Origin of the sequence: Ruegeria sp. HKCCA6837, from assembly GCF_013034475.1 — a bacterium.
Classification (GTDB): domain Bacteria; phylum Pseudomonadota; class Alphaproteobacteria; order Rhodobacterales; family Rhodobacteraceae; genus Ruegeria.
The window spans coordinates 204,683-229,630 of record NZ_WQGD01000002.1; the positions used below are offsets into that span (position 1 = coordinate 204,683).

The 24,948-nt window shown below is 55.9% G+C and carries 26 protein-coding genes, 1 tRNA gene and 1 riboswitch; of the genes, 16 read left to right on the top strand and 11 right to left on the bottom strand.

Going from position 1 to position 24,948, the window contains the following annotated elements; translation table 11 throughout:
• Window positions 1-30 precede the first annotated feature (30 nt).
• Window positions 31-1,599: an alkaline phosphatase gene (locus GOV91_RS05310; RefSeq protein WP_171234707.1), complete on the top strand. Its 1,569-nt coding sequence runs from the start codon at window positions 31-33 to the stop codon at window positions 1,597-1,599.
• A gap of 208 nt (window positions 1,600-1,807) precedes the next feature.
• The gene (locus tag GOV91_RS05315; protein WP_171178454.1) at window positions 1,808-2,026 is read left to right on the top strand and encodes a hypothetical protein; all 219 of its coding nucleotides are present in this window, start codon (window positions 1,808-1,810) and stop codon (window positions 2,024-2,026) included.
• 35 nt (window positions 2,027-2,061) lie between these two features.
• On the opposite strand, the gene cobO is transcribed toward GOV91_RS05315, so the two are convergent.
• The 5 genes from cobO to GOV91_RS05340 form a co-directional block, all read right to left on the bottom strand.
• Complete coding sequence (cobO, locus tag GOV91_RS05320; protein ID WP_171234708.1) at window positions 2,062-2,661, bottom strand: cob(I)yrinic acid a,c-diamide adenosyltransferase; 600 nt, start codon at window positions 2,659-2,661, stop codon at window positions 2,062-2,064.
• A gap of 56 nt (window positions 2,662-2,717) precedes the next feature.
• Complete coding sequence (locus GOV91_RS05325) at window positions 2,718-3,653, bottom strand: DMT family transporter (protein ID WP_171234709.1); 936 nt, start codon at window positions 3,651-3,653, stop codon at window positions 2,718-2,720.
• A 45-nt stretch (window positions 3,654-3,698) separates the two neighbouring features.
• Window positions 3,699-4,361: an HD domain-containing protein gene (locus GOV91_RS05330; protein WP_171234710.1), complete on the bottom strand. Its 663-nt coding sequence runs from the start codon at window positions 4,359-4,361 to the stop codon at window positions 3,699-3,701.
• Window positions 4,345-5,445 carry a chorismate synthase gene (gene aroC, locus GOV91_RS05335; RefSeq protein WP_171234711.1) on the bottom strand — a complete coding sequence of 367 codons (1,101 nt, stop codon included), beginning with the start codon at window positions 5,443-5,445 and terminating at the stop codon, window positions 4,345-4,347. Before aroC ends, GOV91_RS05330 begins: the two co-directional genes overlap by 17 nt.
• Before the next feature lie 148 nt (window positions 5,446-5,593).
• The gene (locus GOV91_RS05340) at window positions 5,594-6,034 is read right to left on the bottom strand and encodes a 6,7-dimethyl-8-ribityllumazine synthase (RefSeq protein WP_171234712.1); all 441 of its coding nucleotides are present in this window, start codon (window positions 6,032-6,034) and stop codon (window positions 5,594-5,596) included.
• A 71-nt stretch (window positions 6,035-6,105) separates the two neighbouring features.
• A riboswitch (FMN riboswitch) is annotated at window positions 6,106-6,306 on the bottom strand.
• 54 nt (window positions 6,307-6,360) lie between these two features.
• Here GOV91_RS05340 and GOV91_RS05345 point away from each other — a divergent pair.
• A complete protein-coding gene (locus GOV91_RS05345; RefSeq protein WP_171234713.1) occupies window positions 6,361-6,972 on the top strand; it encodes an FMN-binding negative transcriptional regulator in 612 nt (203 codons plus the stop codon).
• Between the two features lie 70 nt (window positions 6,973-7,042).
• Window positions 7,043-7,651 carry a glutathione S-transferase gene (locus tag GOV91_RS05350; protein WP_171234714.1) on the top strand — a complete coding sequence of 203 codons (609 nt, stop codon included), beginning with the start codon at window positions 7,043-7,045 and terminating at the stop codon, window positions 7,649-7,651.
• Between the two features lie 22 nt (window positions 7,652-7,673).
• Here the strand turns inward: GOV91_RS05350 and GOV91_RS05355 are convergent, their stop codons facing one another.
• Entirely contained in the window at window positions 7,674-8,117 is a 444-nt protein-coding gene (locus tag GOV91_RS05355; RefSeq protein ID WP_171234715.1) for a cytochrome c family protein, read from the bottom strand.
• Window positions 8,118-8,581: 464 nt separating this feature from the next.
• On the opposite strand from GOV91_RS05355, the gene petA reads away from it, so the two are divergent.
• From petA to GOV91_RS05370, 3 genes are read left to right on the top strand one after another with little or no spacing between them, the layout of a single operon-like run.
• Window positions 8,582-9,166 (top strand): ubiquinol-cytochrome c reductase iron-sulfur subunit, encoded by a 585-nt coding sequence (gene petA / locus GOV91_RS05360; RefSeq protein ID WP_171178437.1) that lies wholly within the window; start codon window positions 8,582-8,584, stop codon window positions 9,164-9,166.
• A gap of 14 nt (window positions 9,167-9,180) precedes the next feature.
• Window positions 9,181-10,512 carry a cytochrome b gene (gene petB, locus GOV91_RS05365; protein WP_171093028.1) on the top strand — a complete coding sequence of 444 codons (1,332 nt, stop codon included), beginning with the start codon at window positions 9,181-9,183 and terminating at the stop codon, window positions 10,510-10,512.
• Between the two features lie 18 nt (window positions 10,513-10,530).
• Window positions 10,531-11,322, top strand: coding sequence for a cytochrome c1 (locus GOV91_RS05370; protein WP_171234716.1), 792 nt, complete (start codon window positions 10,531-10,533; stop codon window positions 11,320-11,322).
• 144 nt (window positions 11,323-11,466) lie between these two features.
• Here GOV91_RS05370 and mtaB read toward each other — a convergent pair whose 3' ends face one another.
• The gene (mtaB, locus tag GOV91_RS05375) at window positions 11,467-12,723 is read right to left on the bottom strand and encodes a tRNA (N(6)-L-threonylcarbamoyladenosine(37)-C(2))-methylthiotransferase MtaB (RefSeq protein ID WP_171234717.1); all 1,257 of its coding nucleotides are present in this window, start codon (window positions 12,721-12,723) and stop codon (window positions 11,467-11,469) included.
• Window positions 12,720-13,553 carry a diaminopimelate epimerase gene (dapF, locus tag GOV91_RS05380; RefSeq protein ID WP_171234718.1) on the bottom strand — a complete coding sequence of 278 codons (834 nt, stop codon included), beginning with the start codon at window positions 13,551-13,553 and terminating at the stop codon, window positions 12,720-12,722. Before dapF ends, mtaB begins: the two co-directional genes overlap by 4 nt.
• A gap of 220 nt (window positions 13,554-13,773) precedes the next feature.
• On the opposite strand from dapF, the gene GOV91_RS05385 reads away from it, so the two are divergent.
• From GOV91_RS05385 to GOV91_RS22635, 4 genes are all read left to right on the top strand, one after another.
• Window positions 13,774-13,849, top strand: a tRNA-Lys gene (locus GOV91_RS05385).
• Between the two features lie 395 nt (window positions 13,850-14,244).
• Window positions 14,245-14,763: a hypothetical protein gene (locus tag GOV91_RS05390; RefSeq protein ID WP_254440596.1), complete on the top strand. Its 519-nt coding sequence runs from the start codon at window positions 14,245-14,247 to the stop codon at window positions 14,761-14,763.
• Between the two features lie 16 nt (window positions 14,764-14,779).
• Complete coding sequence (locus GOV91_RS22630) at window positions 14,780-15,820, top strand: 7-cyano-7-deazaguanine synthase (RefSeq protein WP_254440597.1); 1,041 nt, start codon at window positions 14,780-14,782, stop codon at window positions 15,818-15,820.
• A gap of 90 nt (window positions 15,821-15,910) precedes the next feature.
• A complete protein-coding gene (locus tag GOV91_RS22635; RefSeq protein ID WP_254440598.1) occupies window positions 15,911-16,591 on the top strand; it encodes a hypothetical protein in 681 nt (226 codons plus the stop codon).
• Here GOV91_RS22635 and GOV91_RS22810 read toward each other — a convergent pair whose 3' ends face one another.
• Window positions 16,592-16,723 carry a hypothetical protein gene (locus GOV91_RS22810; RefSeq protein ID WP_256369230.1) on the bottom strand — a complete coding sequence of 44 codons (132 nt, stop codon included), beginning with the start codon at window positions 16,721-16,723 and terminating at the stop codon, window positions 16,592-16,594. It lies immediately after the preceding gene.
• Between the two features lie 300 nt (window positions 16,724-17,023).
• Window positions 17,024-18,343, bottom strand: coding sequence for a hypothetical protein (locus GOV91_RS05405; protein ID WP_171234719.1), 1,320 nt, complete (start codon window positions 18,341-18,343; stop codon window positions 17,024-17,026).
• A gap of 99 nt (window positions 18,344-18,442) precedes the next feature.
• On the opposite strand from GOV91_RS05405, the gene GOV91_RS05410 reads away from it, so the two are divergent.
• The 4 genes from GOV91_RS05410 to GOV91_RS05425 all read left to right on the top strand — a co-directional run bounded on the left by GOV91_RS05410 (window position 18,443) and on the right by GOV91_RS05425 (window position 21,937).
• The gene (locus GOV91_RS05410) at window positions 18,443-18,676 is read left to right on the top strand and encodes a hypothetical protein (RefSeq protein WP_171188099.1); all 234 of its coding nucleotides are present in this window, start codon (window positions 18,443-18,445) and stop codon (window positions 18,674-18,676) included.
• Window positions 18,677-18,686: 10 nt separating this feature from the next.
• Window positions 18,687-20,153 carry a guanitoxin biosynthesis MBL fold metallo-hydrolase GntH gene (gntH, locus tag GOV91_RS05415; protein WP_217352015.1) on the top strand — a complete coding sequence of 489 codons (1,467 nt, stop codon included), beginning with the start codon at window positions 18,687-18,689 and terminating at the stop codon, window positions 20,151-20,153.
• Between the two features lie 14 nt (window positions 20,154-20,167).
• Window positions 20,168-21,148, top strand: coding sequence for a GTP-binding protein (locus GOV91_RS05420; protein WP_171234720.1), 981 nt, complete (start codon window positions 20,168-20,170; stop codon window positions 21,146-21,148).
• A gap of 417 nt (window positions 21,149-21,565) precedes the next feature.
• The gene (locus GOV91_RS05425) at window positions 21,566-21,937 is read left to right on the top strand and encodes a hypothetical protein (protein ID WP_171234721.1); all 372 of its coding nucleotides are present in this window, start codon (window positions 21,566-21,568) and stop codon (window positions 21,935-21,937) included.
• A 489-nt stretch (window positions 21,938-22,426) separates the two neighbouring features.
• Here GOV91_RS05425 and GOV91_RS05430 read toward each other — a convergent pair whose 3' ends face one another.
• Complete coding sequence (locus GOV91_RS05430; RefSeq protein WP_171234722.1) at window positions 22,427-24,139, bottom strand: adenylate/guanylate cyclase domain-containing protein; 1,713 nt, start codon at window positions 24,137-24,139, stop codon at window positions 22,427-22,429.
• A 173-nt stretch (window positions 24,140-24,312) separates the two neighbouring features.
• Between GOV91_RS05430 and GOV91_RS05435 the strand changes: the two genes are divergently transcribed.
• Window positions 24,313-24,882 carry a GNAT family N-acetyltransferase gene (locus GOV91_RS05435; RefSeq protein WP_245224488.1) on the top strand — a complete coding sequence of 190 codons (570 nt, stop codon included), beginning with the start codon at window positions 24,313-24,315 and terminating at the stop codon, window positions 24,880-24,882.
• The last annotated feature ends 66 nt before the right edge of the window (window positions 24,883-24,948 follow it).

Here is a 24,948-nt window from a genome sequence, read left to right on the forward strand (position 1 = left end):
GAATCGATCACCAGACAGGAGAGCCTCACTATGACCAAGATCCTACGCCCAAACCGTCGTTCGTTTCTGGCGGGCAGCACTGCCTTTGCCGCTTCACTGGCCATGCCAGCCATCAGCCGCGCCGGATCGCGCCCTGTGTTCACACACGGCGTTCAGTCCGGTGACGTCGATACGACATCGGGCATGATCTGGACCCGCACGGATCGCCCCTCTCGCGTGATGATGGAAGTATCGACCACAGAAAGCTTCGCAGATGCCCGCACACTCCCGGCGATGGATGCCATCCCCAACAGCGATTTTGCTGTCAAACGTCTGGTCGAGGGGCTGCCATCGGATCAGGACATTTTCTACCGGTTCGTTGCTGCCGATCTGAGTGACATCAACACAATATCAGAGCCTATTATTGGTCAATTCCGCACTGCACCGACCTCGCGCCGCACCATTCGCTTTGCCTGGTCGGGTGACACCGCCGGCCAGGGATGGGGTATTGATGACGAAGGTATGCGCACCTACGCGACCATGGCGCAGCACAAGCCGGACTTCTTCATCCATTCCGGTGATACCGTCTATGCCGATGGTCCTATGCAGGATGAGGTCGAGAAAGACGGCCAGCTGATCTGGAAGAACACAACCCTGATCGACGAGAAACGCAAGGTGGCCGAAACACTGGACGAGTTCCGTGCCCAGTGGAAATACAACATGATGGACGAGCATGTGCGGGCCATGAACGCCGTTTGTCCGACCTTTTTCCAGTGGGATGACCATGAGGTTGTGAACAACTGGTCCGATGCGAAAGACCTGATTTCAGACGACCGATATACCGAGAAGTCGGTGCATGTTCTTCAGTCCCGCGCCGGACGTGCTTTCCACGAAATGACACCGTTGCGCATTACGCCGGCAGAGCCAGGGCGTGTGTATCGCAAGATTTCCTATGGTCCGATGCTGGACGTCTTCTTCCTGGACCTGCGCAGTTATCGTGGACCGAACGGCCCGTCGATGGAGGATGAAATCACGGATCAGTCCCGCATTCTGGGCGCGGAACAACTGGCATGGCTCAAGCAAGAGCTGGCAGGATCTCAAGCGACTTGGAAGGTGATTGCCTCGGACATGCCAATCGGATTGATCGTCTGGGACAACTGGAAGGAACAGGCCGGAGCAGAGGCAATTTCGAACGGCGATAGCGGACCAGCTAAGGGGCGCGAGTTGGAGATTGCTGATCTGCTACGTTTCATCAAGACGGCGGGCATCACCAACACGGTCTGGTTCACGGCTGATGTTCATTACACCGCTGCGCACTACTATGACCCTAACAAAGCACAATTCCAGGATTTTGAACCGTTTTGGGAGTTTGTTTCAGGCCCGCTGCACGCAGGGACATTTGGTCCAAACGCCCTGGACGGCACGTTCGGACCTGAGGTCAAATACGTCAAAGCACCTGCCGAAGGGCAGGGGGTAAACCTTCCACCCAGCGAAGGGCTGCAGTTCTTTGGTCTGGTGGACATTGACGGAGCGACGGAACAGATGACGGTTCGATTGATGGACCGGGCAGATACCGAACTCTGGTCAGTAACATTGGACCCGCAGAATCGCGCGCTCTGATTTCTTATAAGGGCGTGTTTGCACCCCGAGCAAATCTCGGGGTGTTTTAGGGCTTGAAAATCCCGACTTAAATAGTCAGATTATTCGCAACGCCAGATGTTGTACCATCAAGCTCATGGTTTCGGGGCGGTTTGCAGGTTTAGCATGACTTTGGTGATAGCTTGCCGCCGCTCCGGAAACGAACCTGTCTAAACAGAACGAGGCCGAAATGAGCGAGTCGCTAGATGAAATTATGGCACGCCATGACGCGCTGGCTGTGTGTGGATGCACCTGTTGCGACAGTGACTATTGCGCCTATGTCGATTGCCAAAAGCCGCGGCGCAAACAAACCGAAGCGATGCCGCCTGTAAGATCAAAACCTGACGATCTTACCCCACGCGCCTCGCTTCGAGAGATTGTTGAAGCGACCCTGAGCCGTTTTGGCTGAGTGACGTAGGCCGTGAGGCCTACGTCAGCCAATTGTCAAAAATCCACGCCGCGCTGCGCCTTGATCCCCGCTTGGAACGGGTGCTTTTCCTCAGTCATCTCAGTAACCAAGTCGGCGTAATCACGCAGCGCTTGGGGCGCGTCGCGGCCGGTCAGGAACACGCTGGTCTTGTCCGAACGCGCGTTCAGGCCGTCGATGACCTGCTCAACAGACAGATACTCGTACCGCAGCGCAATGTTGATCTCGTCCAGCACGACCAGATCGTACTCGCCGCTGGACATCAGGGCGCGCGCCTTGTCGAAGGCGGCGTTTGCGGCAGCGATGTCGCGTTCGCGATCTTGCGTGTCCCAGGTGAAACCTTCGCCCATCGTGTGCCATGTCACCAGATCGCGTTCCTCAAAAAAACGACGCTCGCCTGTTTTCCACTTGCCCTTGATGAACTGAATCACGGCGACCTTCTGGCCCCAGCCCAGCGCGCGGATAACCACGCCAAAAGCGGCGGATGACTTGCCTTTGCCCTTGCCGGTGTTGATCAGAACTAGACCGCGGCCAGGATCCACTGCCTCGGACACTTTCTTGCGGTGCTTGGCCTGCACCTGCTGCATCTTTTCCTTGTGATCCTGCGCGTCGCTCATGGGGGAACCTCTTTGATTGTCCGGCCCAACCTAGGGAAAGATTACAAAAGGTAAAGTCACGCTTTGGGGTCTGTGACCGACCGGGCCTTGCCCCGCTCGAGCCCCAACTGGTGTTCGCGCCAGATTACAACGACATTGCCTGCGATGACCAAAGCGGCCCCAATCAGGATTGCAAGTGTTGGCAGTTCGTCGAACCAGACATAGCCAATCACAATCGCAAACAGCATGGTCGCGTAATCATAAGGTGCCAGCATCGAAGCCTGACCAAAGCGATAAGAGGACGTCACCAAAATCTGCGCGACCCCGCCGATCAGGCCCATCATGATCAGTATTAGAGCCTGATTCAGTGTTGGCATCGACCAGCCCCAGAACGCGGTCAGCGCCGACAGTAAGGTTGCGGTCATCGAGAAATAGAAGACGATCGCAGCCGGGTGATCGACTTTGACAAGCTGCCGGATATGAATCTGCACAAAGGCGCGCGCGATGGTGGCCCCCAAAACGCACAGAGCGCCGACGGTTGCGGCGACCTCCATCTGGGTGCTGCCCAAGCGCGGCCAAATCATGATCAGGACCCCCAATAGACCAAGAGCCACCGCGCCGATACGGATCAGACGAATGCGTTCGCCCAGCATCACGGCGGCCAGAATCAGGGTGAAGATCGGTGTGGCGTAGCCAATTGCCGTCACCTCGGGCAGGGGCAGCAGGCTGAGGCCGGTAAAGGTAAGCCCCATGGCGCTGGTGCCCAGAACGCCGCGCCAGAAATGGCCCATGGGTTTTTTGACCACAAAGCCCTTGGATAATTCCCCGCGCGCGATGAGCCAAAGAATGATGACGGGAATCGCGAACAGGGACCGAAAGAACACCAATTGGCCCGGTGGGAATTCATCCGATAAAGCTTTGACCAAGGCGGACATCGACGTGAACAGGAACAGCGCGCCCAGTTTCAGCGTCACTGCCAGCATAGGTCGATGCGATGTTAAGGGTTTTGTCATCGGCGCGAACCTGCGCCTTTGGCGGGCAAAGATCAACGGGTGGGTTTAGTCATTCACCCAGGATTGAGGCAGAGAATTGCCGATTTCCTCGGCGAATTCTTCAAGAAAGCGGATCATACGCGTGGTGCGTTGTTCCGCAATCTGTCTGCCGGTCTGGGTCAGCATGTCGCCCGGCAACCCCAGCAGTTTGACTTTCCAGTGGTCGAGCGAGAAATGCAGGTCGTCCAATGGCCGGTTTTGGGCAAAGGGATCTGCCGCGTCATAAAGAGTGCGCCCCAGTGCCCCGGAAACGGAAAAGTTGCGCGCTATACCGATGGCACCCAAGGCGTCAAGCCGATCCGCATCGCGCAGGACACGCGCCTCGGCTGTTTTCGGAGTAATGTCGGCCGAGAAGCTATGGGCTTCGATCGCATGCTGGATGGCTCGGATCTGGTTCGAGTTATACCCCAAATCCTGCAGAATAGGCTCTGATTCCACTGCGGATTTGCGAGATGCCAGATGCCGATCAGGATCATCCTTGGGTAGATTTACCAGATCATGCAGATAACTTGCGGCCAGCAGCACGGACATATCGGTTTGATCATCTGCGATGGCCTGAGCGTTGGTCCAGACCCGATCCAGATGGGCCAGATCATGGGCTGGATCCGTTTCCATGCGATGCGCGACCACCGCACGTAGGCGCGTGCGCAGATCAGCCGATCCGTCCACGGTTCTCTCCGATCTGACCGCGATGCAGAAGCAGGTGGTCGAGGATCACGCAGGCCATCATCGCTTCGCCAACCGGAACCGCGCGGATGCCGACGCAGGGGTCGTGGCGGCCTTTGGTGATGATCTCGGTCTCTTCACCCGACTTGGTGATCGTTTTGCGTGTGGTCAAGATCGATGACGTAGGCTTCACGGCAAAGCGTACCACAATGTCCTGTCCGGTTGAGATACCGCCCAGAATGCCACCGGCGTGATTCGAGCTGTATTGCGGGCCGTTCTGGCCCATGAAGATCTCATCCGCATTGGCTTCGCCGGTCAGTTCCGCGGCCGCCATGCCTTCGCCAATTTCTACACCTTTGACGGCGTTGATCGACATCATCGCAGCGGCCAGATCAGTATCTAATTTGGCGTATACGGGCGCTCCGATTCCTGCTGGAACACCGCGCGCGACGACCTCGACCACAGCGCCGACCGAGTTGCCGGACTTGCGCAGATCGTCCAGATACGCGGCCCAGTCCTCGGCAGCTTGTGCATCGGGTGTCCAGAACGGGTTCTGTTCGATCTGGGACCAGTCGAAATTTGCACGGTCGATTTTGTGCGGTCCAATTTGCGTCATGTAGCCTGTGATCTGCACATTCGGCGCGATCTGTTTGATCGCCTCACGCGCGAGCCCTCCGGCGGCGACACGTGATGCGGTTTCCCGCGCCGAGCTGCGCCCGCCTCCGCGATAGTCGCGGATGCCGTATTTCTGCCAATAGGTGATATCGGCGTGGCCCGGACGGAACTTGTCCATGATATCGCCGTAGTCTTTTGAACGCTGATCGGTATTCTCGATCATCAATTGCACCGGAGTGCCGGTGGTCTGGCCTTCGAATACTCCCGAGAGGATTTTTACCTGGTCCGGTTCGCGCCGCTGCGTGGTGAACTTGTTCTGACCCGGTTTGCGCTTGTCCAGCCAGTGCTGGATCATGGCTTCGTCGATTTGAACACCCGGAGGGCAGCCGTCGACCGTAGCGCCCAAAGCGGGACCATGGCTCTCGCCCCAGGTGGTGACGCGGAAGAGGTGTCCAAAACTGTTCATCGACATGGGGCGTGCTCCTTTGCGGGTCGTGATTAGCGGGCGCGGGTCCTGGCCTCAAGCGGAATTGCGTTTTGGAGGTGGTGGAGGGGACGTCGTCCCCTCTTGAGCCTGCGGCTCAATTCACCCCTGCCGTATTTGGGACAAGAAGAAGCGATCAAGCTGCGCTTGCGATTTTTGTGCGGATCTGGGTGATGCCGAGCGCGGCTTGAGCGGCTTCGCGGCCCTTTTGCACGAAGTGGTCGCGGTAGATGGCGTTGTGGTGCTCGGTCTCTTGATACTGGTGCGGCGTCAGCGAGACAGACAGGACAGGAACGCCGGTATCCATTCCTGCTCGCATTAGGCCATCGACCACTGCCTGCGCGACGAAGTCGTGGCGGTAGATGCCGCCATCCACAACAAAGGCGGCGCACGCTACGGCGGTGTAGTTGCCGGTTTGGGCCAGGTCGCGGGCCAACAAGGGCATTTCGAACGCGCCGGGGACGTCGAAGACATCGACCTGCTTGGCGGGGATGAGTTCGAGGAAGCCGTCAAGTGCGCGGTCGACGATATCGGAATGCCAGTTGGCTTTGACAAAAGCATAGCGGGTGTGTGTCATCGTGATCTCCTTTCGTAACAGACACGTCACCCAAGGCGATCACGAACAAGCACACCGATTGCCGGCGTGTTGCACGTTCTCTTTCATCCGGACTGTAACCGTCGGCTCTGGCTTCTCACCAGATCTGCTTGTCACCCTCTGGCGCTTCTACACTTTGTCCGAAAACCGGTTCCCACTTTTCGGATCGTGGACACTTTTGGGCCGCTCGCGGGCTTACGGGTCGTCGCCCGCATACCGCCGGTGGGGAATTTCGCCCCGCCCTGAGAACAAGACGGTCCTTGCATATCTTGGGCCTCGTCTGCAAGAGATTTGGCAGGAGGATCACCATGCACCCGAACCCCGCCTTTCGCGCCGAGGAGCGCGCGCGCCATATTGAGTTCGCCCGTGACCGAGGATTCGGTGTATTGGTCTTGTCGACAGATGGTGCCCCGCTGTTGAGCCATGTGCCGATTCTTCTGTCGGACGACGGCAGGGTGGCTGAACTGCATCTTGTCCGCTCCAATCCCATCGTGCGCGCCTTGGAAAAGCCGAAAGCGGCGAAGATCGCGGTACAAGGGCCGGATGGGTATATCTCTCCGGATTGGTATGAGGTCGAGGATCAGGTTCCAACCTGGAACTACGTGGCTGTGCATCTGACCGGGAAGCTGGAGTTGCGCCCGCAGGAAGAGCTGTTGGATCTGTTGAACCGGCAGTCGGCCTTCTATGAAGAGCGCCTGCAACCTAAACCTCCATGGGCCACAGGAAAGATGTCAGATGAGGCTCTGACCAAAATGATGCGGATGATCGTGCCGTGCCGAATGCAGGTCGAGGATGTTCAGGGCACTTGGAAGTTGAGCCAGAACAAGCCTGATGATGTGCGCTTGCGGGCGTCAGAACAGATTGCGTCAGGGATCGGGTCAGAATTGAATGTTCTGCAAGAGCTAATGCGCAACGCCTAGCCCTCGGCAAAGTGTGGGCTTTTGTTTTTGCAGGCCTTCTGTAAGGTCGGCTCAAACAGGGAGCCCGCCGATGAAACTCTACCACAGTCTGACCTCGCCTTATGTACGCAAAGTCATGGTATTGCTGCATGAAACAGAACAGCTTGAAGATGTTGAGCTGGAGACCGTGGCCGGAACACCGATCTCACCGGCTGAGCCACTGGTTAGCAAAGCACCGTTAACAAAAGTTCCGGCGCTGGAGCGCCCGGATGGGCCTACCTTGTTCGACAGTCGGGTAATCTGTGCGTTTCTGGATGCCCGTGCCGGTGGAAAGCTTTATCCCGAGGGCGCAAGTCGCTGGGATGTTCTGACACTCGAAGCGCTTGCTGAGGGTATTCTGGATGCAGCCCTTTTGATGACTTATGAGGATCGTCTGCGCCCTGAAGACAAAAAATGGGATGCGTGGATTGAATCGCAATGGGTCAAGATTGACCGTGCCTGTGCCGTACTGAACCAACGGTGGATGGCGCATTTGTCCGGCCCGTTGGATATGGGGCAGGTCGCCGTCGGCTGTGCGCTGGGTTATCTGGATCTGCGCCATGACGCGCGGGGGTGGCGCAAGGGCAATGACGCACTTGCCAAGTGGTTTGCGGAGTTTGGCGAGCGACCCAGCATGGTGGCCACCCGCCCTCAGGGCTAAGGCATCCTCAGCCGCATCTGCGTTACTGGCTGAACGTCGCCAGATAAGCAGCGATATCTTCCGCACCTTTCTTGAGCTTGACGCTCATGTTCGGGCGGGCAGTGTCGTCGTCGAGATAATCCTTGATGAACCCGATCGGGTCTTTGGAATAGGCGGCGATGTTGTCTTCGGTCCAGACCAGACCTTCTTCACCGGCGCGGATCATGTCGTCGGTGAACATTCCGATGGGCAGGCGTTCGCTGCCATAACGGTAATCGTTCTCGGATCCGGCGACTCGTCCGATGACACCATAAAGATTCGGTCCGGTGATTCCACCTTTGACCAGAACTTCTCCGTCTTTGATGATCGCGTGGCATGACGAGCAGCGGTTATACATCGCCTTTCCCTTTTCGGGGTCACCTGCGGCAAGGGCCTGAGTGGACAAGGTCAATGTAAGTAAAGCTGTGATCAACAGGGTTTTTGACATAGGGGGTCTCCTGACAGGAGTTCGCGCGTTTTGCCCGCTGTCCTGTATTCGCGCAAAAAGTGCAACGGGGTAAACCTGCACAATTTGCAATTTAAATCATCTATTTGGGGAATATGATTTTGCAGAAAACAATCCCGTTCCCGCCGGTTGGATTGTGAACATTCAAGGCGCAATTCAGCGTTACATGGCTGGAACGCCCCGCGCCTGCTGGGCGTCGTCTTTGGTGTCTGCTGGCAATCGAATCAAAGCAGCCTGATTCGACCTGATCAACAAAGTTGAGCGCAAGATTCACCAAAAAAACGGCCTCGTTCCCTAAATGAAGCGGCACATGCGGCGTATTGCGCGTTTATGAACGCTGGACGAACACTATTCTCCCCGATAGTAAGCGCGTTTAAGACGCCGCTTTCACGCGGTGCGCGAGCTTTTTGCCCGTCCGCGGGCGCCAGACAATCGGAGATAACCTCGTGTCCCACGCAGAAGACCACGAAGGCACCCGCAGAGATTTCCTGTATTACGTCGCTGGCGGCGCAGGTGTCGTTGCGACGGGTGCAGCCGTATGGCCCCTGATCAACCAAATGAACCCGTCAGCAGACGTGCAGGCGCTTTCGTCGATCCGCACGGATGTGAGCGGGGTCGAGCCGGGTACACAGCTGACCGTCAAGTGGCTGGGAAAACCCGTCTTTATCCGTCACCGCACTGGTGCTGAGATTGCCGAAGCGCAGCAGCAGGATGAGGAAGCCATTGGCAGCCTGCCTGATCCGTTGGCACGGAACTTCAACCTGAACGCGGATGCGCCCGCGACTGATGCAAACCGTGTTATGCCGTCGCCCGAAGGCGAGGCAGAGGGCGCGTGGATTGTTCAGATGGGCGTTTGCACCCACTTGGGCTGTGTCCCCTTGGGCGACGCTGGCGATTTCGGCGGTTGGTTCTGCCCCTGCCACGGTTCGCACTACGACCTTGCTGGCCGGATCCGCAAAGGCCCCGCGCCTGAGAACCTGCCTGTTCCACCCGCAGAGTGGGTCGACGCAACAACCATCAAACTCGGCTAAGGGAGACCCAGTTTATGTCCGGAATTCCCCACGATCATTACGAGCCGAAGTCTGACGGCGAAAAGTGGCTGAACAGCCGCCTTCCCATCGTCGGCCTGCTGTATGACACCCTGATGATCCCGACCCCCAAGAACCTGAACTGGTGGTGGATCTGGGGCATCGTCCTGGCGTTCTGCCTGGCGCTGCAAATCGTTACCGGCATCATCCTGGTGATGCACTATACACCGCATGTCGATCTGGCCTTTGCCAGCGTCGAGCACATCATGCGTAACGTGAATGGCGGTTACTTCATCCGTTATCTGCACATGAACGGTGCTTCGCTGTTCTTTGTTGCGGTCTACATTCACATGTTCCGCGGCCTGTATTACGGCTCGTACAAAGCCCCGCGTGAAATCACGTGGATCATCGGTATGCTCATCTACCTGATGATGATGGGTACCGCATTCATGGGCTACGTTCTGCCTTGGGGGCAGATGTCCTTCTGGGGCGCGACAGTGATCACCGGCCTGTTTGGTGCGATCCCGTTTGTGGGTGAAGCGATCCAGACTTGGCTGTTGGGCGGACCCGCCGTGGACAACGCCACACTGAACCGCTTCTTCTCGCTGCACTACCTGCTGCCGTTCATCATCGCGGCCTTGGTCATCGTGCATATCTGGGCTTTCCACACCACCGGCAACAACAACCCCACGGGCGTTGAAGTGCGCCGTGGTTCAAAAGCCGAGGCCGAGAAAGACACACTGCCGTTCTGGCCGTACTTCGTGATCAAGGACCTGTTTGCGCTGGCCGTGATCCTGGTCGTGTTCTGGGCGATCGTCGGCTTTATGCCGAACTACCTGGGCCACCCGGACAACTACATCGAAGCCAACCCGCTGGTCACACCTGCACACATCGTGCCGGAATGGTATTTCCTGCCGTTCTACGCGATCCTGCGTGCCTTCACTGGCGAGGTTTGGGTTGTTCAGTTCGCCAGCTTCATCACCGGTGGCATCATCGACGCCAAGTTCTTCGGTGTGATTGCGATGTTTGGTGCGATCCTGGCCATGGCGCTGGCGCCCTGGCTGGACACATCGAGCGTGCGTTCGGGTAAATACCGTCCGATGTTCAAATGGTGGTTCTACCTGCTGATCATCGACTTCTTTGCCCTGATGTGGCTGGGTGCTATGCCCGCGGAAGAGCCCTATGCGACCTTCTCGCTGATCGCGTCTGCCTACTGGTTCGCCTATTTCTTCGTGATCCTGCCGATCCTGGGTGTTATCGAAAAACCGCTGACTCCACCGGAGACCATCGAAGAAGACTTCAACGCGCATTATGGCAAGGCTGACGCCGAAGCCACGCCGGCCGAGTAAGAAGAGGGACCGGATACCATGTTCAAGAAACTTGCAATCGGCGCTGCGTTTGCTCTGGCCCTGACCCCTGCTGCATCTTTTGCGGCAGGTGGTGGCGATCAGCATATCGAAGATTTCGCCTTTTCGTTCGAAGGTCCGTTTGGCACCTGGGATCAAAACCAGCTGCAACGCGGTCTGCAAATCTATACCGAGGTTTGCGCAGCCTGCCACGGCCTGCAATATGTTCCCCTGCGTGATCTGGAAGCGCTGGGCTACAACGAAGAGCAGGTCATCACCTATGCGGCGGAAAATTTTGAAGTTTTCGATCCTGAGTTGGACGATTTCCGCCCGGCGATCCCGACCGATCACTTCCCGGCCAATACTGCCGTCGGCGCACCGGACCTAAGCCTGATGGCCAAAGCCCGCGCGGGTTTCCACGGCCCTTACGGGTTGGGCATCAACCAGCTGGTCAAAGGCATGGGCGGCGCGGAATACATCGCCTCGCTGCTGGATGGCTACACCGGCAAGGAAAAGGAAGAGGCAGGCACCATCCTGTACGAAAACACCGCTTTCCCGGGCGGCTGGATTTCGATGGGCCCGCCACTGGCAGATGAACAGGTTGAGTTTGCTGATGGTCACTCGAACTCGGTCGAGCATATGTCGGAAGACGTTGCGGCCTTCCTGATGTGGGCGGCTGAGCCCAAGCTGATGGATCGCAAGAACGCCGGTTTTGTTGGCGTAATCTTCCTGTCTATTCTGTCAGTCCTGCTGTATCTGGTGAACAAGCGCCTCTGGGCACCACACAAGGGCAAGCTCCGTCCAGAGGATTGATCCTTTTTCGGAATTAGAAATCGAAACCCCCGCGCCCACCCGGTTGCGGGGGTTTTCTTTGCGAACTAGCTAAAAAGGGGCCAGCCCCTTCTTGGCCTTTGGCCAATTCATCCCCGAGGTATTTTGAGCCAGATGAAGGGCGGATCAGACGATGAGTTGATCTGCAGTTTGTCCAGTGATCGCAGCCGTTACGATCTGACCTTCGGACTGAGGCGTGGTGAAGGACACTTCGGTGAACTGCTCGGTCCGGCCCATATGGGGGTTTTCCATCAGGATGTGATGGGTTTTGCCGATCTGTTCCGATAGGTGCTTTGAGACCTGAGCATCCCCGGCCGCGCGCAGTCGGGCCGCGCGGTCTTTGATCACCGTTCCATTGATTTGCTGCGGGATTCGTGCGGCAGGCGTGCCGTCACGCTTGGAGTATGGGAAGACGTGCAGCCACGTGAGATTGCAGTCTTTGACCAGCCTGAGCGAGTTTTCGAAATGCTCTTCGGATTCTGTAGGAAACCCCGCGATAATATCGGCACCAAACGTCATGTCAGGACGCAGCCTTTGGGCGTCTTCGGTAAATCGGATCGCGTCGTCACGCAGGTGGCGGCGTTTCATCCGTTTCAGAATCAGGTCGTCCCCGTGCTGAAGCGACAGGTGCAGGTGCGGCATCAGGCGCGGCTCGGTCGCGATGGCTTGCATCAGGTTTTCGTCGACCTCGATCGAATCGATTGAACTGATCCGAAGGCGCGGCAGGTCTGGCACCAGTGTGAGGATGCGCATCACTAGATCGCCAAGCCTGGGTTCTGCGGGCAGGTCGGCCCCCCACGAGGTCAGATCGACCCCAGTCAGAACCACTTCGTTGTAGCCCTTGTCCACAAGCCGCTTGATCTGGTCTACTACCACACCTGCTGGTACGCTGCGGGAGTTGCCACGGCCATAGGGAATGATGCAGAAAGTGCAGCGGTGATCACAGCCGTTTTGAACCTGCACATAGGCGCGTGAGCGCGTGCCGAAGCCATCGATCAGATGCCCGGCTGTTTCAGTGACGGACATGATGTCATCGACCTGAACGGCCTCGGTCTCGCCAATGAAATCGGCGGCCATGCCTTTCCAGGTTGCGGGCTGCATTTTCTCGGTATTGCCGATGACCGCATCGACCTCGTCCATTTGGGCAAATGTCTCTGGTTCAGTTTGGGCGGCGCATCCGGTGACGATCAGACGGGCGTTGGGGTTTTCGCGCCGCAATTTGCGGATCTCTTGCCGGGCTTTGCGGACTGCCTCAGCCGTCACCGCGCATGTGTTCACCACCACAGCATCGGTCAGACCTGCCTGCTGTGACAGCTCTTTCATTGCCTCGGTCTCATAGGCGTTCAGGCGGCAGCCCAAAGTGGTGAACTTGGGCGGGTTCATCCCAAAGACCCCAAGAACTCAGGGGTGAGGGTGCCCGAGAAGACATGCGCTGTCGGGCCGGTCATCCAGACTCCATCCTCGCGCCAGTCGATCCAGATCGTGCCGCCATCCAGCTCGATCTGAACTTTGCGCCCCGTGAGACCGCGTCTTGCGGCTGCAACCGCCGTCGCGCAGGAGGATGAGCCAGATGCCAATGTGATCCCGACACCACGCTCCCAAACGCGCATACGGATATTGTCCGGGCCAGTCACCTGTGCGACCTGAACGTTGGTGCGCTCTGGGTAGAGTGGATGGTGTTCGTAACGCGCGCCAAACTCGTTCAGCGGAATTGCCTCGGCGTCTTCGACAAAGAAGGTGCAATGCGGATTGCCCATGCCGGTTGCCGTAGGCGCACCTTCGATCGGCAACTCCAGCGTGTCCATCTCCTCCGCCAGCGGTATGTCCTGCCAGTCCAGTTGAGGCTGTCCCATATTCACCGAGGTCAGACCATTGCCGACATCTTTTGCAAAGAGGGCGCCGCGTTCGGTTGTCAGGGCCAGTTCGGACTTCCCGGTCTCATCCATCAGAAACCGCGCGATGCAGCGTGTGGCATTGCCACAGGCGGCCGAGGTAGATCCATCGGAATTGTAGAAGACCAGATGTGCGTCCGCCTGGCCGTTTTCGATTACAGCCAATTGGTCGAAACCCACCCCAAACTGCCGATGGCCGATTCCCTTTGCGAGAGCCGGGGTGATCTGGGAATCGCGCCCGCGCGCATCCACGATGACAAAGTCATTTCCCAGCCCGTGCATCTTCATGAAGGGCAAACCGGTATCGAGTCTCTGTTGCATGGCGGCGATATAACCCCGGTCCGAACATGAATCCACCCTGTTGCGCAGAATCGTGAAAAAAGGGGTTGACCCCCCTGCGACACCTGCCTAATTAAGCCGCCTATCGGGTCGCCGGAAACATAAGATGTATCGGTGAAACGAGGCGCAAAATAAGGGCTTGAACCCGATCAGGGATTTGTCTTAAAGAGCGCCACGGATCAGGAAGATCCAGCAAAAGAGTGGGCCGTTAGCTCAGTTGGTAGAGCAACTGACTTTTAATCAGTGGGTCGCAGGTTCGAATCCTGCACGGCTCACCACTGTTTTCAAAGACTTACGAGGCGATCTCATGCCTAACACTCGCTTCGGGTAAGCGCAGGGTAAGCTAAGGCCGCCATTTTTCCCTTTACATTCGCCTGATGGTTGAATGACTCTTCAGGCAAGGGAGGAACTGATGGGACACATCAGGCTTGGCACTTTGCCTCGGTCCAGGAAGTGGCGCTAGGTCGTTGATCTGATCGCAACCGATGCGTCAGTCGAAGACATCGCCGAGGCCGCAGCGGATGCATCTGAGAGCGATCTCGCACGGGCGAGTCGTGACCCCAGGTTTCAGTTTTTAAGTGATCTTCTGGTGCGGTTGCCTTTGCTTGCGAGGGCCCCTGGCTTCGAAGACGTTTTGGTCGATCTCGGAATCGACAGATCAGAGCTTAACTCTGTGACAGGACTGCTTGCAGGATTGGAACGCGTTGTTGATCGCAACAGCTTTGATCTCCGAGGTTCCTCAGATGCAGGCGAATTGGCGAAGGCGGCACTGCTAGAAAGTCTGTCCGTTCAGATGCGCGATCGGTTACCAACCCTGTTTGAACCGACACCGCAGGAAATCCGTAAGGCTCTCGCGAGCTTTGCCTCCGGCGATTCGTTTGCAGGCCTTGCACGGGACTTTTTTGCCAGGCTGACTTACCGATCTTTGGATTATTACCTCAGTCGGGAACTCGCTAATCATACGGGTGAGGATAGACGCTTTTCCACCGATGCACAGCGAGTGGCATTTCAACAAGCCCTCGCCCAGCACACATTTGAAGTGTCTAGAATTGTCGAAGAATATGCGGGCGGTTGGTATGGCAAAACCGTCTGGCAGAAGCAGGCGCTTGATTGCGATGCAATAGACAAGTTCACAGCTTACGCGTTCAAAAAGATGCGCTCGGAGTTTGGGCGCCGTCGCGCCGTTGTCTGAAGTTGAAGTCAGATGGTTGCCGCCGCTGACAAAAAGCGGCAGTGATGAAGTCCTGCGTCTCGACATTGCTGGCCGCGAAGTAGCAATGACGCTGCGGATTGGACAATTGAACCGTCAATTGGTCGAGGCCCTGCAGGATCGTGCACTCGATTTGCTGGAGATTGCCGCGCTTGTCTATTGCGCGGACGCGGCAGTCAGCCGTGGTGGCCCGGCGGATCAGAAGATGGGTGAGAAGTGGCACAGACGGTTCGTAGCCACAATGCCGGTTCGCGATCTGGATTTCTGGCAACGTGAGAGCGTAATACAAGCTCTGGAAGAAACGTTGATGTTTCTATCCGGCGACCGCTTTGAGTTTTCTTTTTCGACCAAAGACGAACCGGATGCAGAGCTATCGCGCTTCTTCAAATTCGGACGAAATAGTTCATGGAAGCCCCACCGCGTCCTGATGTTTTCCGGCGGGCTCGATTCCTTTGCGGGTGCTGTGGAAGAAATCGTAGAACAGAAGCATCGGGTTGCTTTGGTCAGTCATGCCTCGTCCACGAAAATAGCGCCGGTCCAGAAACGGCTGATATCAGCGTTGAGCAAACGGTACGGACCGGAAACGTGCCGTCACATTCCCATGACCGCCCAGTTGAAGAGCCGATCGACCGCGGAAAGAACGCATCGCACACGCTCATTCTTGTTTGCGGTACTTGGGTCGATCACTGCAACGGCCTTTGGACTGGACCGCGTGTCGTTCCATGAAAACGGGGTCGTGAGCCTCAACCTGCCGCCGGTCGGCAACGTCGTTGGAACACGAGCGACGCGAACCACGCATCCAAAGACACTGAAGCTGTTCACCCGTCTTCTGCGGCTTGTTTTCGAGAACGATATGCGCGTCGACAATCCCTACTTCGCGCGCACTAAAGCTGAAGTCGTGGAGCGCATCTCCCAACTTGGGATGGCAGACCAGATCGTTGAGACGCGCAGTTGCGCTGATGTGCATAATCAAACCCATCAATACTTCCATTGTGGGCGCTGTTCGCAGTGTATCGATCGGCGGTTCGCGATGCTTTAAAAGGGGTTGGAGCGATTTGACCCGGAAGATGCCTATCGCGTGGACCTTGTGTCGGACGCTCGACCGAACGGGACCGACCGGGAGATGGCGTTGTCCTACGTACGCAATGCAGTGTTCTTCGAGAACGCCACACCAGATGCGCTGGCCCGGAGTTTCCCGGTTGTTCTGGACGCGGTCAATCATCTCGACAGTCCACCAGACACAGCAATGTCGATGATCGCAGATTTGCTTAACCGCCACGGCAAGGCGGTCACATCTGTCATGCGCAGAACTCTCGAAAGCAAGTCACCCGGCGAGTTCCCAGAACAGAGTTTGCCAAGACTATATGGCGAGATGCAGAGCGCCTTGTCCTTGCCTTTCGTGCCAGCTCCCTCAGTTGATAAAAACGAGAATGAGAAACCACCGCTGACCATAGAAATCGACAAAACCTCACGTTTGGTTTTGATCGGCGAACATATTGAGCTTAAGAAAAACGCCACAGTGGATCTGTTGATCGTTTTGGCTGAAGAGTGGCTCCGTGCAGCAGGCAAAGGTCTCGAACCTTTGGAGTATCCCTGCTTGAAGTCTGGCGACCTCGTCGAAAAATTAGGCGTTGAAACCGACGAAGTCGTTAGGCGGAGAATACTGACCGCGCGAAGAACGATTGCAAAGAGATTCGAGTCCGCTGGTCTGTCAGTTGATAAGCCCCAAGAGTTGATCGAAAATCTCTCTTGGAACGGATACCGGCTTGCTCCCGAGCGCGTGGTCGTTCGGGTGCGTCACCGGAGTTGATCATTCATCAATAACCGCGTCCTCGTCTGGCAACGGTCCACGGGGGCGAAACCGCCCCATCAGTTCGACCTGACGGCCAGGTGAAACAGAACCATAGGAGCGGAACGTCGTCATCACGTCGTCGTGTCCCATGTTCTGCGACCACGCTTTATAGTCCTCTGGTGTCCTGCAGTGAAGTTTTGCCAGCTCTGCGATCGTATCTCGCACGCGGTGCGGCGAAAATGGTGGCAGCCCGGCGTTAACGAAAGCTTGCTTGAAGATCCTGGCCGCAGACGACGGGCCTGCCCACGGCTCGCGCGCGATACCTACTGCCTCAATCAAAAATGCTTGGAAGACGGCTTCGAGCCCAAACCAACCGATGCTGCCGAAAGCACCAATGTCAGCGATGCGCAGAAAGCAGACTTTGCATACGCAACCATGCGACGCGTTTCATCAGTATCTACTCAGAGTATCCAGTATCGCTTGCCGCGTTGCATCATCATTGTGGAAAATCCTGCCGGCAAGAAACTCAGATGGAAACTCCGGCCATGTCTTTCGCATTTCCATAACTAGTCTTTGTGCTTCTTCCGAATGCCCCAACTGGTCGTGCGCAACGGCTTGGAAGAGGAGAGAAGGAGCACTTACAGGTGCACCGGCAGCGGGTGCTCCTTTAAAAGCTTCGACAACTTTTTCGTAATTCCCAAGCATCAGTTGCGATACACCCCAAATATTTCGTGCGCCAAAGCGGCCCGATCCTGCCCTTAGTCTTTCTGGATCGCTAACCTCGGCCGCAAGATCCGGAGCGTTGGCCATAATGGCGGTGATGCCAACTAGATCCAGGATATGACCATCCTTCGGCGCAAGCTCGACCGACAGTCTTGCGTATTTCAGTGCCTCAACTGGTTTATACTGGGTGGCCAATACCCAACCATTTGCTCCGTTTGCCCATGCATCGGTGGGAGATAGATCAAGCGCCTTTCCCGACATCTCCGCAGCTTGGCTAAAGAGATCTTCTCTTCGTGCTTTGTCCGGGGACAACATAGCCAGAGTTGCCAGGACCTGTGCCGAACCGGCGTAGCCATCGGAGAGTGCTGGGTCGAGCTCGGTGGCATGCTGGAACATTCCCAGCGCTATTTGCTGACGCTTGACATCAAAGACGGGGAAAAACATGCCGCGGGCCTGATCCGCAAGGTTGGCCGCCTGAAGTCTCGTCAAAGACTGCTCACCAAGGGCAGCTCGCTCAGCCTGTTCTGTGGATCGAGTCGCGGGCGAAACCGCCTCGTTATTCTGAGCAAACCAAAACCCAATTCCAGCAATCAATACAACGCAAACCAATCCAAACGGCAGCAGTTGCGTTAAACGCGGATGCTTTCCAAGCGCATCGCTGTTCCGCATTCCTGAAGTGCTGTCTAGCGAGAACCGTGGCTTGTATCCGCCGGAATCAACAAAAATGCGAACGCCTTCACCGTTCCATTGATCTTCGTAAAACTCCTGTAGCAGCCGACGCAACCGTCGGGCTTCAACGCGAACGAGATTCCGACCACCGGTGCCATCAATGCTCCGACCGTAGACTTCGACGGCGATTGCTTTGCCACGAATCTGAGCCCCGCGACCCGCGAGCGTTTCTTCGACCACGTAAGTAAGAAATTGCTGGAGTCGAGGCGAAGCCTGGAACGCGGCACTGGAAACAACGCTCTGAAGTGCTTGTCGGACAAGCTCCGGAGATGGCTGTGCAACATCTTGATCTATCGGCAATTCATTAGCTTGGTTCAAAGCAAACTCACCCCCAACTCACGGTGACTCACTTGGCGTGTGCCGTCAACCGCACTCATCTCGATGTGAGAATAGATAGTGGGAACCGAGGATTATCCAGTGACGTGGGAACTAAGTGACGAGCTTCCAGAGCTTTCCGATGCGCTTTCCGGGCGTATCGAAACGGACGCGTTACTCAGCGAGGCAATTGCAGACCTAAAGAAAGTTACTGCGCTGCTGGATGACACATCGATTACAGCGCCAGAGCGTGCGGAATGGGCCCACATCAGATCTGAACTCGTGAACGAGCTTCGCCGGATGGTGAAGCGCAATCTTCGTAACACTTTTAACTGAGGACCGAACCATGACCAAGGAAGACAATGGGCAAGACCTGAAGAACAAACAAGTTCAGGCGACAGACCAAATTGAAGACCCCTCACGACGGAGTGTTCTTAAGGGTTTAGCCACTGGAGCTGCCGCGACAGGGGCGGCTGGGTTTGCGGCGGGGAGTGCCGAGGCCCACGAAGGAGACGGCCCGCTGGGAGAAACTCTCAAGAACCCATACGGTGGGCGACCCGCAGGTGGTATCTCTTTGCCAGAGTATTTCCGCCCGACCAAATACATGACAGGCTCAAACGCGAACTATTTTCCACTTAGTGAGGAGTTGGGGCCAGATGAGATGCGCATCTCATTCTGTGGCTCGACACCCTATCCGCCGCGCGAAGATCAGGCGGGTACGTGTATCATGGTAGAGTTGGGAAATGGAAAACGGTTCTTCTTCGACTTTGGATCCGGTTGTGTCCGTAACATCATTGCCATGCAGGTGCCGGGGCAGCTGATCAACGACATCTTCATCTCTCACCTGCATGTCGACCACTATGCCGACATCCCTTACATATACCCTTTCCGGGCCTGGTCAGGAGGGTACACTCCACTTCGTATTCACGGCCCGTCCGGTCGGACACCCGAGCTTGGAACAGCTGGGATGGTCAAAGGCATGCAGCAAATGCTCAAATGGCACCTCGAAGCATTCGATGTGTTCCCAATTGGTGACGGCTATGAGATCGAGGTCAACGAGTTCGATTTCAGCCAAGAAGGCGGTATCGTTTATGACCAAGATGGTGTGACTGTTCGGTCCTGGCCGCGCAGCCACGCCAAGGACGGCGCAGTTGGGTATCGGCTCGATTGGAATGGTCTGAGCTTCGTATGGACAGGCGATGGTCGCCCGGATGAGCTTTCACGGAAATACGGCGAAGGTGTTGATGTTTTTGTAACCGAAATGTCGGGACAGGATATTGGTCAGTTGATGACCTACAAATACGGTATCCCACAGGATCTGTTTAATTACACAATCGATACGCATCATACCTCCCACTATGCCGTGGGTAAGCTCTTTGCTGACACAAGGCCGCGGTTGGGAATGGTGACGCACTATACACAGGACGAGGATATCGACGCTGAAATGCTGGCTGGTATTCGCGCCCACTATGACGGTCTGTTCCAATGGGGTCTCGATGTAGCCGTTGTGAACGTGACCAAGGATGCCATCTGGTACAGGAAAGCTGCACTGCCCGGAAAATCCGGTACTGTGCCACCATTTCGTGAACTGGCTGCGGCAGCCGAGGCCGGGCGTATTGAGCTTCCGGATGAAATCACATTGCCGAATCCGAGGCTCACTCGAGCAGATCAGCAAGACCAGAAGTACCGCGATATGGAGATCGATCCACGCGAATACTACCCAACTGACGTTTTCCGAGCACCCGGCGGGGACTGGCCGCAGGACTTTACCATCAAAGTTTCGGATGTAATCGGCCCGCGCGATGAAGACTGAGTGGAGATCGAACAATGATTGAATTTGGTTCGACTTCTGCGATCCCCGTAACGATCCTTACCGGCTTTCTCGGCGCAGGTAAGACAACACTTTTGAACCGCATCCTGACAGGCAATCACGGGTTGCGGGTTGCAGTTCTGGTGAATGACTTTGGATCAATAAACGTTGACGCTGACTTGGTGGTTGGCCTCGAAGATGATGTGATGAGTCTGGCAAATGGCTGCGTGTGCTGCTCGATCCGAGATGACCTGATCGAAACAGTAGAGGCCGTTCTCGCCCGGCCTGAGAAGCCGGAGTATATCGTTCTTGAAGCAAGCGGCGTGTCGGACCCATCGTCAATCGCGATGACGTTTACGGATCAACGGTTCCGCGACATGATCCGCTTGGACAGCCTCATGTGTCTTGTCGACGCGGAACAACTATTTGCCGCGCCGGAACAAATGGAGTTGAAGCTCCGACAAATTGCGTTTTCGGACATGGTGATTCTGAACAAGGTTGATCTTGTCGACAGGGCCACAGTTCAGAAGGTGCACGATTGGCTGGGGTCTCGATTCCGTCGATATCGATTGGTCGAAGCTGTCAATGCGGACGTCCCACTGGATATACTTCTTTCCGTTGGTCGTTTTGCCGCCGAACAGCTAGAAACAGAAATACCCGATCATCACGAACATGGACCGGATTGTGGTTGCCATCACTCTGATCACTCGGACAGCTTCTCAACAACTATGATGAAAGCTGAACGCCCGATAAGCTTGTCTTCTCTTCGGAGTGCAATTCGAAAGCTTCCGGGCGACGTTTATCGCCTCAAGGGCTTTGTTTTTAGCGAGGAGGATCCGGATCATCGCATTCTTGTTCAGGTTGTCGGAAAACGCATGGACATCGCAAGGGATGGAGAATGGGGCCACCGAAAACCCGAAACAAGGCTTGTTGCAATAGGTGCACCGGGAGCCCTTTCGGAGTACGAGCTTTCCGAAGCGTTGTTGGAACCTGCGTAGCGGCAAGTTCGACCAAATGTGTATGAGTGTGTTATTTTAATTCCAACACGTAACAGCGCGAAAGCCCGCAGCGCCGAATACCAAATGGGGAGAATAACCTTATTGCTGAAGCAGATTAGGAAACGGATTCAAGCGATCACACTTCTTGCACCTGCCACTGCGATTGCCTTGTCGGGAACGGCTGTGCGCGCGCAGGACGTCTCAAGTCGAGAACTTGAAGATACAACCTCAAACCTCGGATTGCCGAGTTCAGCTGGAGGACAAGATGCCGAGTTGCTTTCTGCTTTCCATGGGCTCGAGGCGTTACCCCGAGTGGCAAATTTCATTTGCAGAGGCTCTAGGGGCAAACACGGGATGCCTGTCATTTTTTCTACCCAGATAGACTTAGAAACTCTGCAGGCAGGTGACTTCAGAGTTATGACAAAGTCAGGCCAGATCGGAACAATGCACTGCGCGTCAGTGTTGCCTGCTACCGATCCCGGCGAACTGCGCACGGTGCTTCTCATCGGCGACTTTGGGAACGTTTCCGAAGATCCCCCCGTTGCAGTCGAGGTTACTGGGCACCTTCATTCCATCGAAGGGACGCTTGATTTTCGAGGTGCCACTGCAGCCGTGACTCCGTTGGAAGACGGACCCTCAATGATCTTTGCCGAGGTTGTCGAGGATTGGACTTTGGTCGGAAATTTGGGACCACGTCGAACCAGAGGAAGCCTTTGTCCAAGTGACAACATCGTACAGGCCATTCGGGTAACCTGGGCGGGTGGCGTTACGCTGGCCAACGGCAAGTAGCCTGGCGATGTGGAACGTGATCTGTACAGGATTACTGTAGTGGCCGAGGATGGATCTCAACGCATAGTAACACCCGCGGCGCTTGCCGATCTGGGTGACGGAGACAATAACCAAATGCTCTGCCTTGATACAAAGGACCGTCCCATCTCAGTGTCTTTCCCGGCTGGTATTCTGGCGGATCCAAATGAAGATCTAAACCCTGCAACCAGCTTACTTGTCACAAAACCCAAGTAAGAAGCTGGTTTGAATTTGTTCGAATGGACTCTTAGCCGAAAATGCTCGGCCGGGCCGGTTGGGAGCATTGCAGTGGTGAATGCGACTAAACGGAATTGTTCGCAAAGTCGGCATTAGAAAGTTCGGTTTTGAAGGTCTGCTTTGGGCTAACCGCGGTCCTTTGGAGCAAAAATGCGGATGGCTGCAAAGTCCGCCAAGCAGTCAATTATCCAACACGCAGCGAATGGCCGCTTCGAGCCCAAAGCGGAAGTGTTTTTATTGGCCTTCTGGCACACCAGCGCGCCGGAGACCTTCAAGGAATGCCTGATGCCGCGCATGAGTGGCGGGTGGCATGCTGTTGACGACGCGTTTGATTGTTAGGCCGGGATAGCTGTGCATGAGCGCTTCAACCGCTTCGTCTGCTTCTTCCCGCCGACCGGCATTGGCGCAGAAACTAGCGAGATCGCGATAGGCCCAAGTAACACCTGGCCCCGCTGTCAATCCGAGCTTCACCAGTTTAATCGCTTCGTCGTATTCTCCCAGCAAGCCCTTTGCATAAGCCCGACCGAACTGGATGTTGAACAGGAATGGATCAAGAGGGCTAAGAGCTTCGGCTTTGTCGAATGCGGCAAGACCATCTTGGATGTCGCGCATGTGATAGATTTGGTTCCACCCCATTCGCATCCAACCCCAGGCTGAATTCGGATCGAGAACCAGTGCCCGTTCCAGCAGCACCCCGGCACGTTCATGTTCAAGACCGGTCATGCTCAATGCAGCAGCTATCGCGACCAGCGAAGGCGCATGCTCCCCGGCTGACAACACGGCGGCTTCAGCGTCTGACTGAGCGTTTTCTCGAGACGTCAATGGCGTCTCGCTCCACATATACGTCGCCTGCTGTGCGTAGGCCCAAGCGCGCAGCGCCTGTGCCCGGAAATCATCCGGGTCTCTGTTTATGGCCGACGTCAAAAGGTCGATTGCGCGATCGTTCTCCTCCCGTCGATGAGCCCAAAAATGCGGAAACGCGCTCATATAAAGCTCGTACGCCTTTCTCTCCATCGGCGCGACAGCACGGGCGGCAGCTATTTCAGACGCGCGGATCGAGGGCGAAATTGCCCCGGCAACATGTGAAGCGATCTTGTCTTGAAGATCGAACAGGTCTTCCAGCTCATCGTCATAGCGCTGCGACCAGAGGTTGGCACCTGTTATGGCAGAGTTCAGTTGAACGGAAATCCGCACCCTCGTACCGGATCGACGTATGGCACCGGTCACGACGTATCGCGCGCCAAGCTCACGGCCGACCTTCCTGACTTCCACTATGCGGCCCTTGAAACTGAAAGCCGATTGCCGGGCGATTACCGAAATGTCTCCAACGCTTGAAAGAGCCGACGTGATTTCGTCCACGACGCCGTCGGCAAAAAACTCGTCTTCGCTCCCGATCTCTTCAAATGGCATTACCACAATGGCGGGTAGCTTTGCCGAGGCTAGGAGGATGCCGCTTGGATCTTCTCCTGTAACCCAAGCCTCAATAGGGTCTGGAATGTTCTTTACCGAAACCTCGCCTATGGAGTTTAGTTCGACGTCTATGCGACCCTTAACCTGATCACGTGCCGCACGTGACAGACAAATCCCGCCAACAGGCGCTATCGCCTCCAGCCGTGCCGCAACGTTCACCGCGTCACCTAAGATATCGTTATCCAAAACAACGACGTCGCCGACATGCATCCCAATCCGAAAGTGCAGCCTTTCTTGAACTGGTCGATCTGTATCGCGGTTCTCCATGGCTTCCTGAATGGCGAGGGCAGTCCGCACTGCTTCGACTGGTGACTGAAACTCCGCCAAAAAGCCGTCACCCATCGTTTTAACAACCCGCCCACCTGATTGGCGTACCATCGGCTTCACAACTTCAGACCAGATAGCACGAAGACGCGAAACTACGCCTTCTTCATCTGCCGCCATGAGGCGTGAATAGGCCGCTAGGTCCGCGGCCAAGATTGTCGTTAGTTTTCTGATGCGGTGTCTCCTAATGCTTAAATGCACATTGGACGATGTCTCGTACTTCGGCAATGGACTGATGGCGTCCTGTAATCCTGCTTTGTCCGCTTAGCGACTGTTCACCTGAACTTGTCGAATGACGGAGCCGAGCCCAAAGCGGACACCAATTCTTGCGGCAAGATGCTCGTTATTCTGATACGAGACAGCCTTGGATCTTTTGGGTTAGTCTTCCCCGCGACATGGGGGAAAATCGCATGAAAAAGTTTAGAAATGCCCAACTTTCCGATGCGGATCGCTGCTTCGAAATTGAAACCTCGGCTTATGAGGGAGACGAAGCAGCAACCCATGCTAAAATCTGTAAACGGATAGAGACCCATCCCGAGGGTTTTTTGATCCTTGAAGTGGACGGTGAAGTTGTTGGCTTCATCAATTGCGGATGCGCTCATGAGGTCGAGATGTCTGACGAGGACTTCAAAGAGCTTATTGGCCACGACCCTGACGCCCCGAATGTGGTCATCATGTCCGTTGTCGTTGATCCCAAGAGACAAAGAAAAGGCTATTCAAGGTCGCTGATGGACGAGTTTGTAAAACGCATGCAACGGATGGATAAAGAAATGATCTATCTGATGTGCAAAGAACATCACGTGCCGCTCTACGAAAAGCTCGGCTATAGCTATCTGAAACCGTCGACCTCCGACCACGGCGGAATGACATGGCACGAAATGAGCATGCGACTTTGAACCAATACTAGTCGTTTCTACTTCAATCGGTTGTTCAACCGAATTGAACGCGTCGCTGCGCAACCA

Excerpts from the sequence above, each read along its gene's own strand:
- GOV91_RS05310 (WP_171234707.1), top strand. The coding sequence starts at position 31 with ATGACCAAGATCCTACGCCCAAACCGTCGTTCGTTTCTGGCGGGCAGC.
- GOV91_RS05315 (WP_171178454.1), top strand. The coding sequence starts at position 1,808 with ATGAGCGAGTCGCTAGATGAAATTATGGCACGCCATGACGCGCTGGCT.
- cobO (WP_171234708.1), bottom strand. The coding sequence starts at position 2,661 with ATGAGCGACGCGCAGGATCACAAGGAAAAGATGCAGCAGGTGCAGGCC.
- GOV91_RS05325 (WP_171234709.1), bottom strand. The coding sequence starts at position 3,653 with ATGACAAAACCCTTAACATCGCATCGACCTATGCTGGCAGTGACGCTG.
- aroC (WP_171234711.1), bottom strand. The coding sequence starts at position 5,445 with ATGTCGATGAACAGTTTTGGACACCTCTTCCGCGTCACCACCTGGGGC.
- GOV91_RS05340 (WP_171234712.1), bottom strand. The coding sequence starts at position 6,034 with ATGACACACACCCGCTATGCTTTTGTCAAAGCCAACTGGCATTCCGAT.
- GOV91_RS05345 (WP_171234713.1), top strand. The coding sequence starts at position 6,361 with ATGCACCCGAACCCCGCCTTTCGCGCCGAGGAGCGCGCGCGCCATATT.
- GOV91_RS05350 (WP_171234714.1), top strand. The coding sequence starts at position 7,043 with ATGAAACTCTACCACAGTCTGACCTCGCCTTATGTACGCAAAGTCATG.
- GOV91_RS05355 (WP_171234715.1), bottom strand. The coding sequence starts at position 8,117 with ATGTCAAAAACCCTGTTGATCACAGCTTTACTTACATTGACCTTGTCC.
- petB (WP_171093028.1), top strand. The coding sequence starts at position 9,181 with ATGTCCGGAATTCCCCACGATCATTACGAGCCGAAGTCTGACGGCGAA.
- GOV91_RS05370 (WP_171234716.1), top strand. The coding sequence starts at position 10,531 with ATGTTCAAGAAACTTGCAATCGGCGCTGCGTTTGCTCTGGCCCTGACC.
- mtaB (WP_171234717.1), bottom strand. The coding sequence starts at position 12,723 with ATGAACCCGCCCAAGTTCACCACTTTGGGCTGCCGCCTGAACGCCTAT.
- dapF (WP_171234718.1), bottom strand. The coding sequence starts at position 13,553 with ATGCAACAGAGACTCGATACCGGTTTGCCCTTCATGAAGATGCACGGG.
- GOV91_RS22810 (WP_256369230.1), bottom strand. The coding sequence starts at position 16,723 with ATGGGACACGACGACGTGATGACGACGTTCCGCTCCTATGGTTCTGTT.
- gntH (WP_217352015.1), top strand. The coding sequence starts at position 18,687 with ATGACCAAGGAAGACAATGGGCAAGACCTGAAGAACAAACAAGTTCAG.
- GOV91_RS05420 (WP_171234720.1), top strand. The coding sequence starts at position 20,168 with ATGATTGAATTTGGTTCGACTTCTGCGATCCCCGTAACGATCCTTACC.
- GOV91_RS05425 (WP_171234721.1), top strand. The coding sequence starts at position 21,566 with ATGACAAAGTCAGGCCAGATCGGAACAATGCACTGCGCGTCAGTGTTG.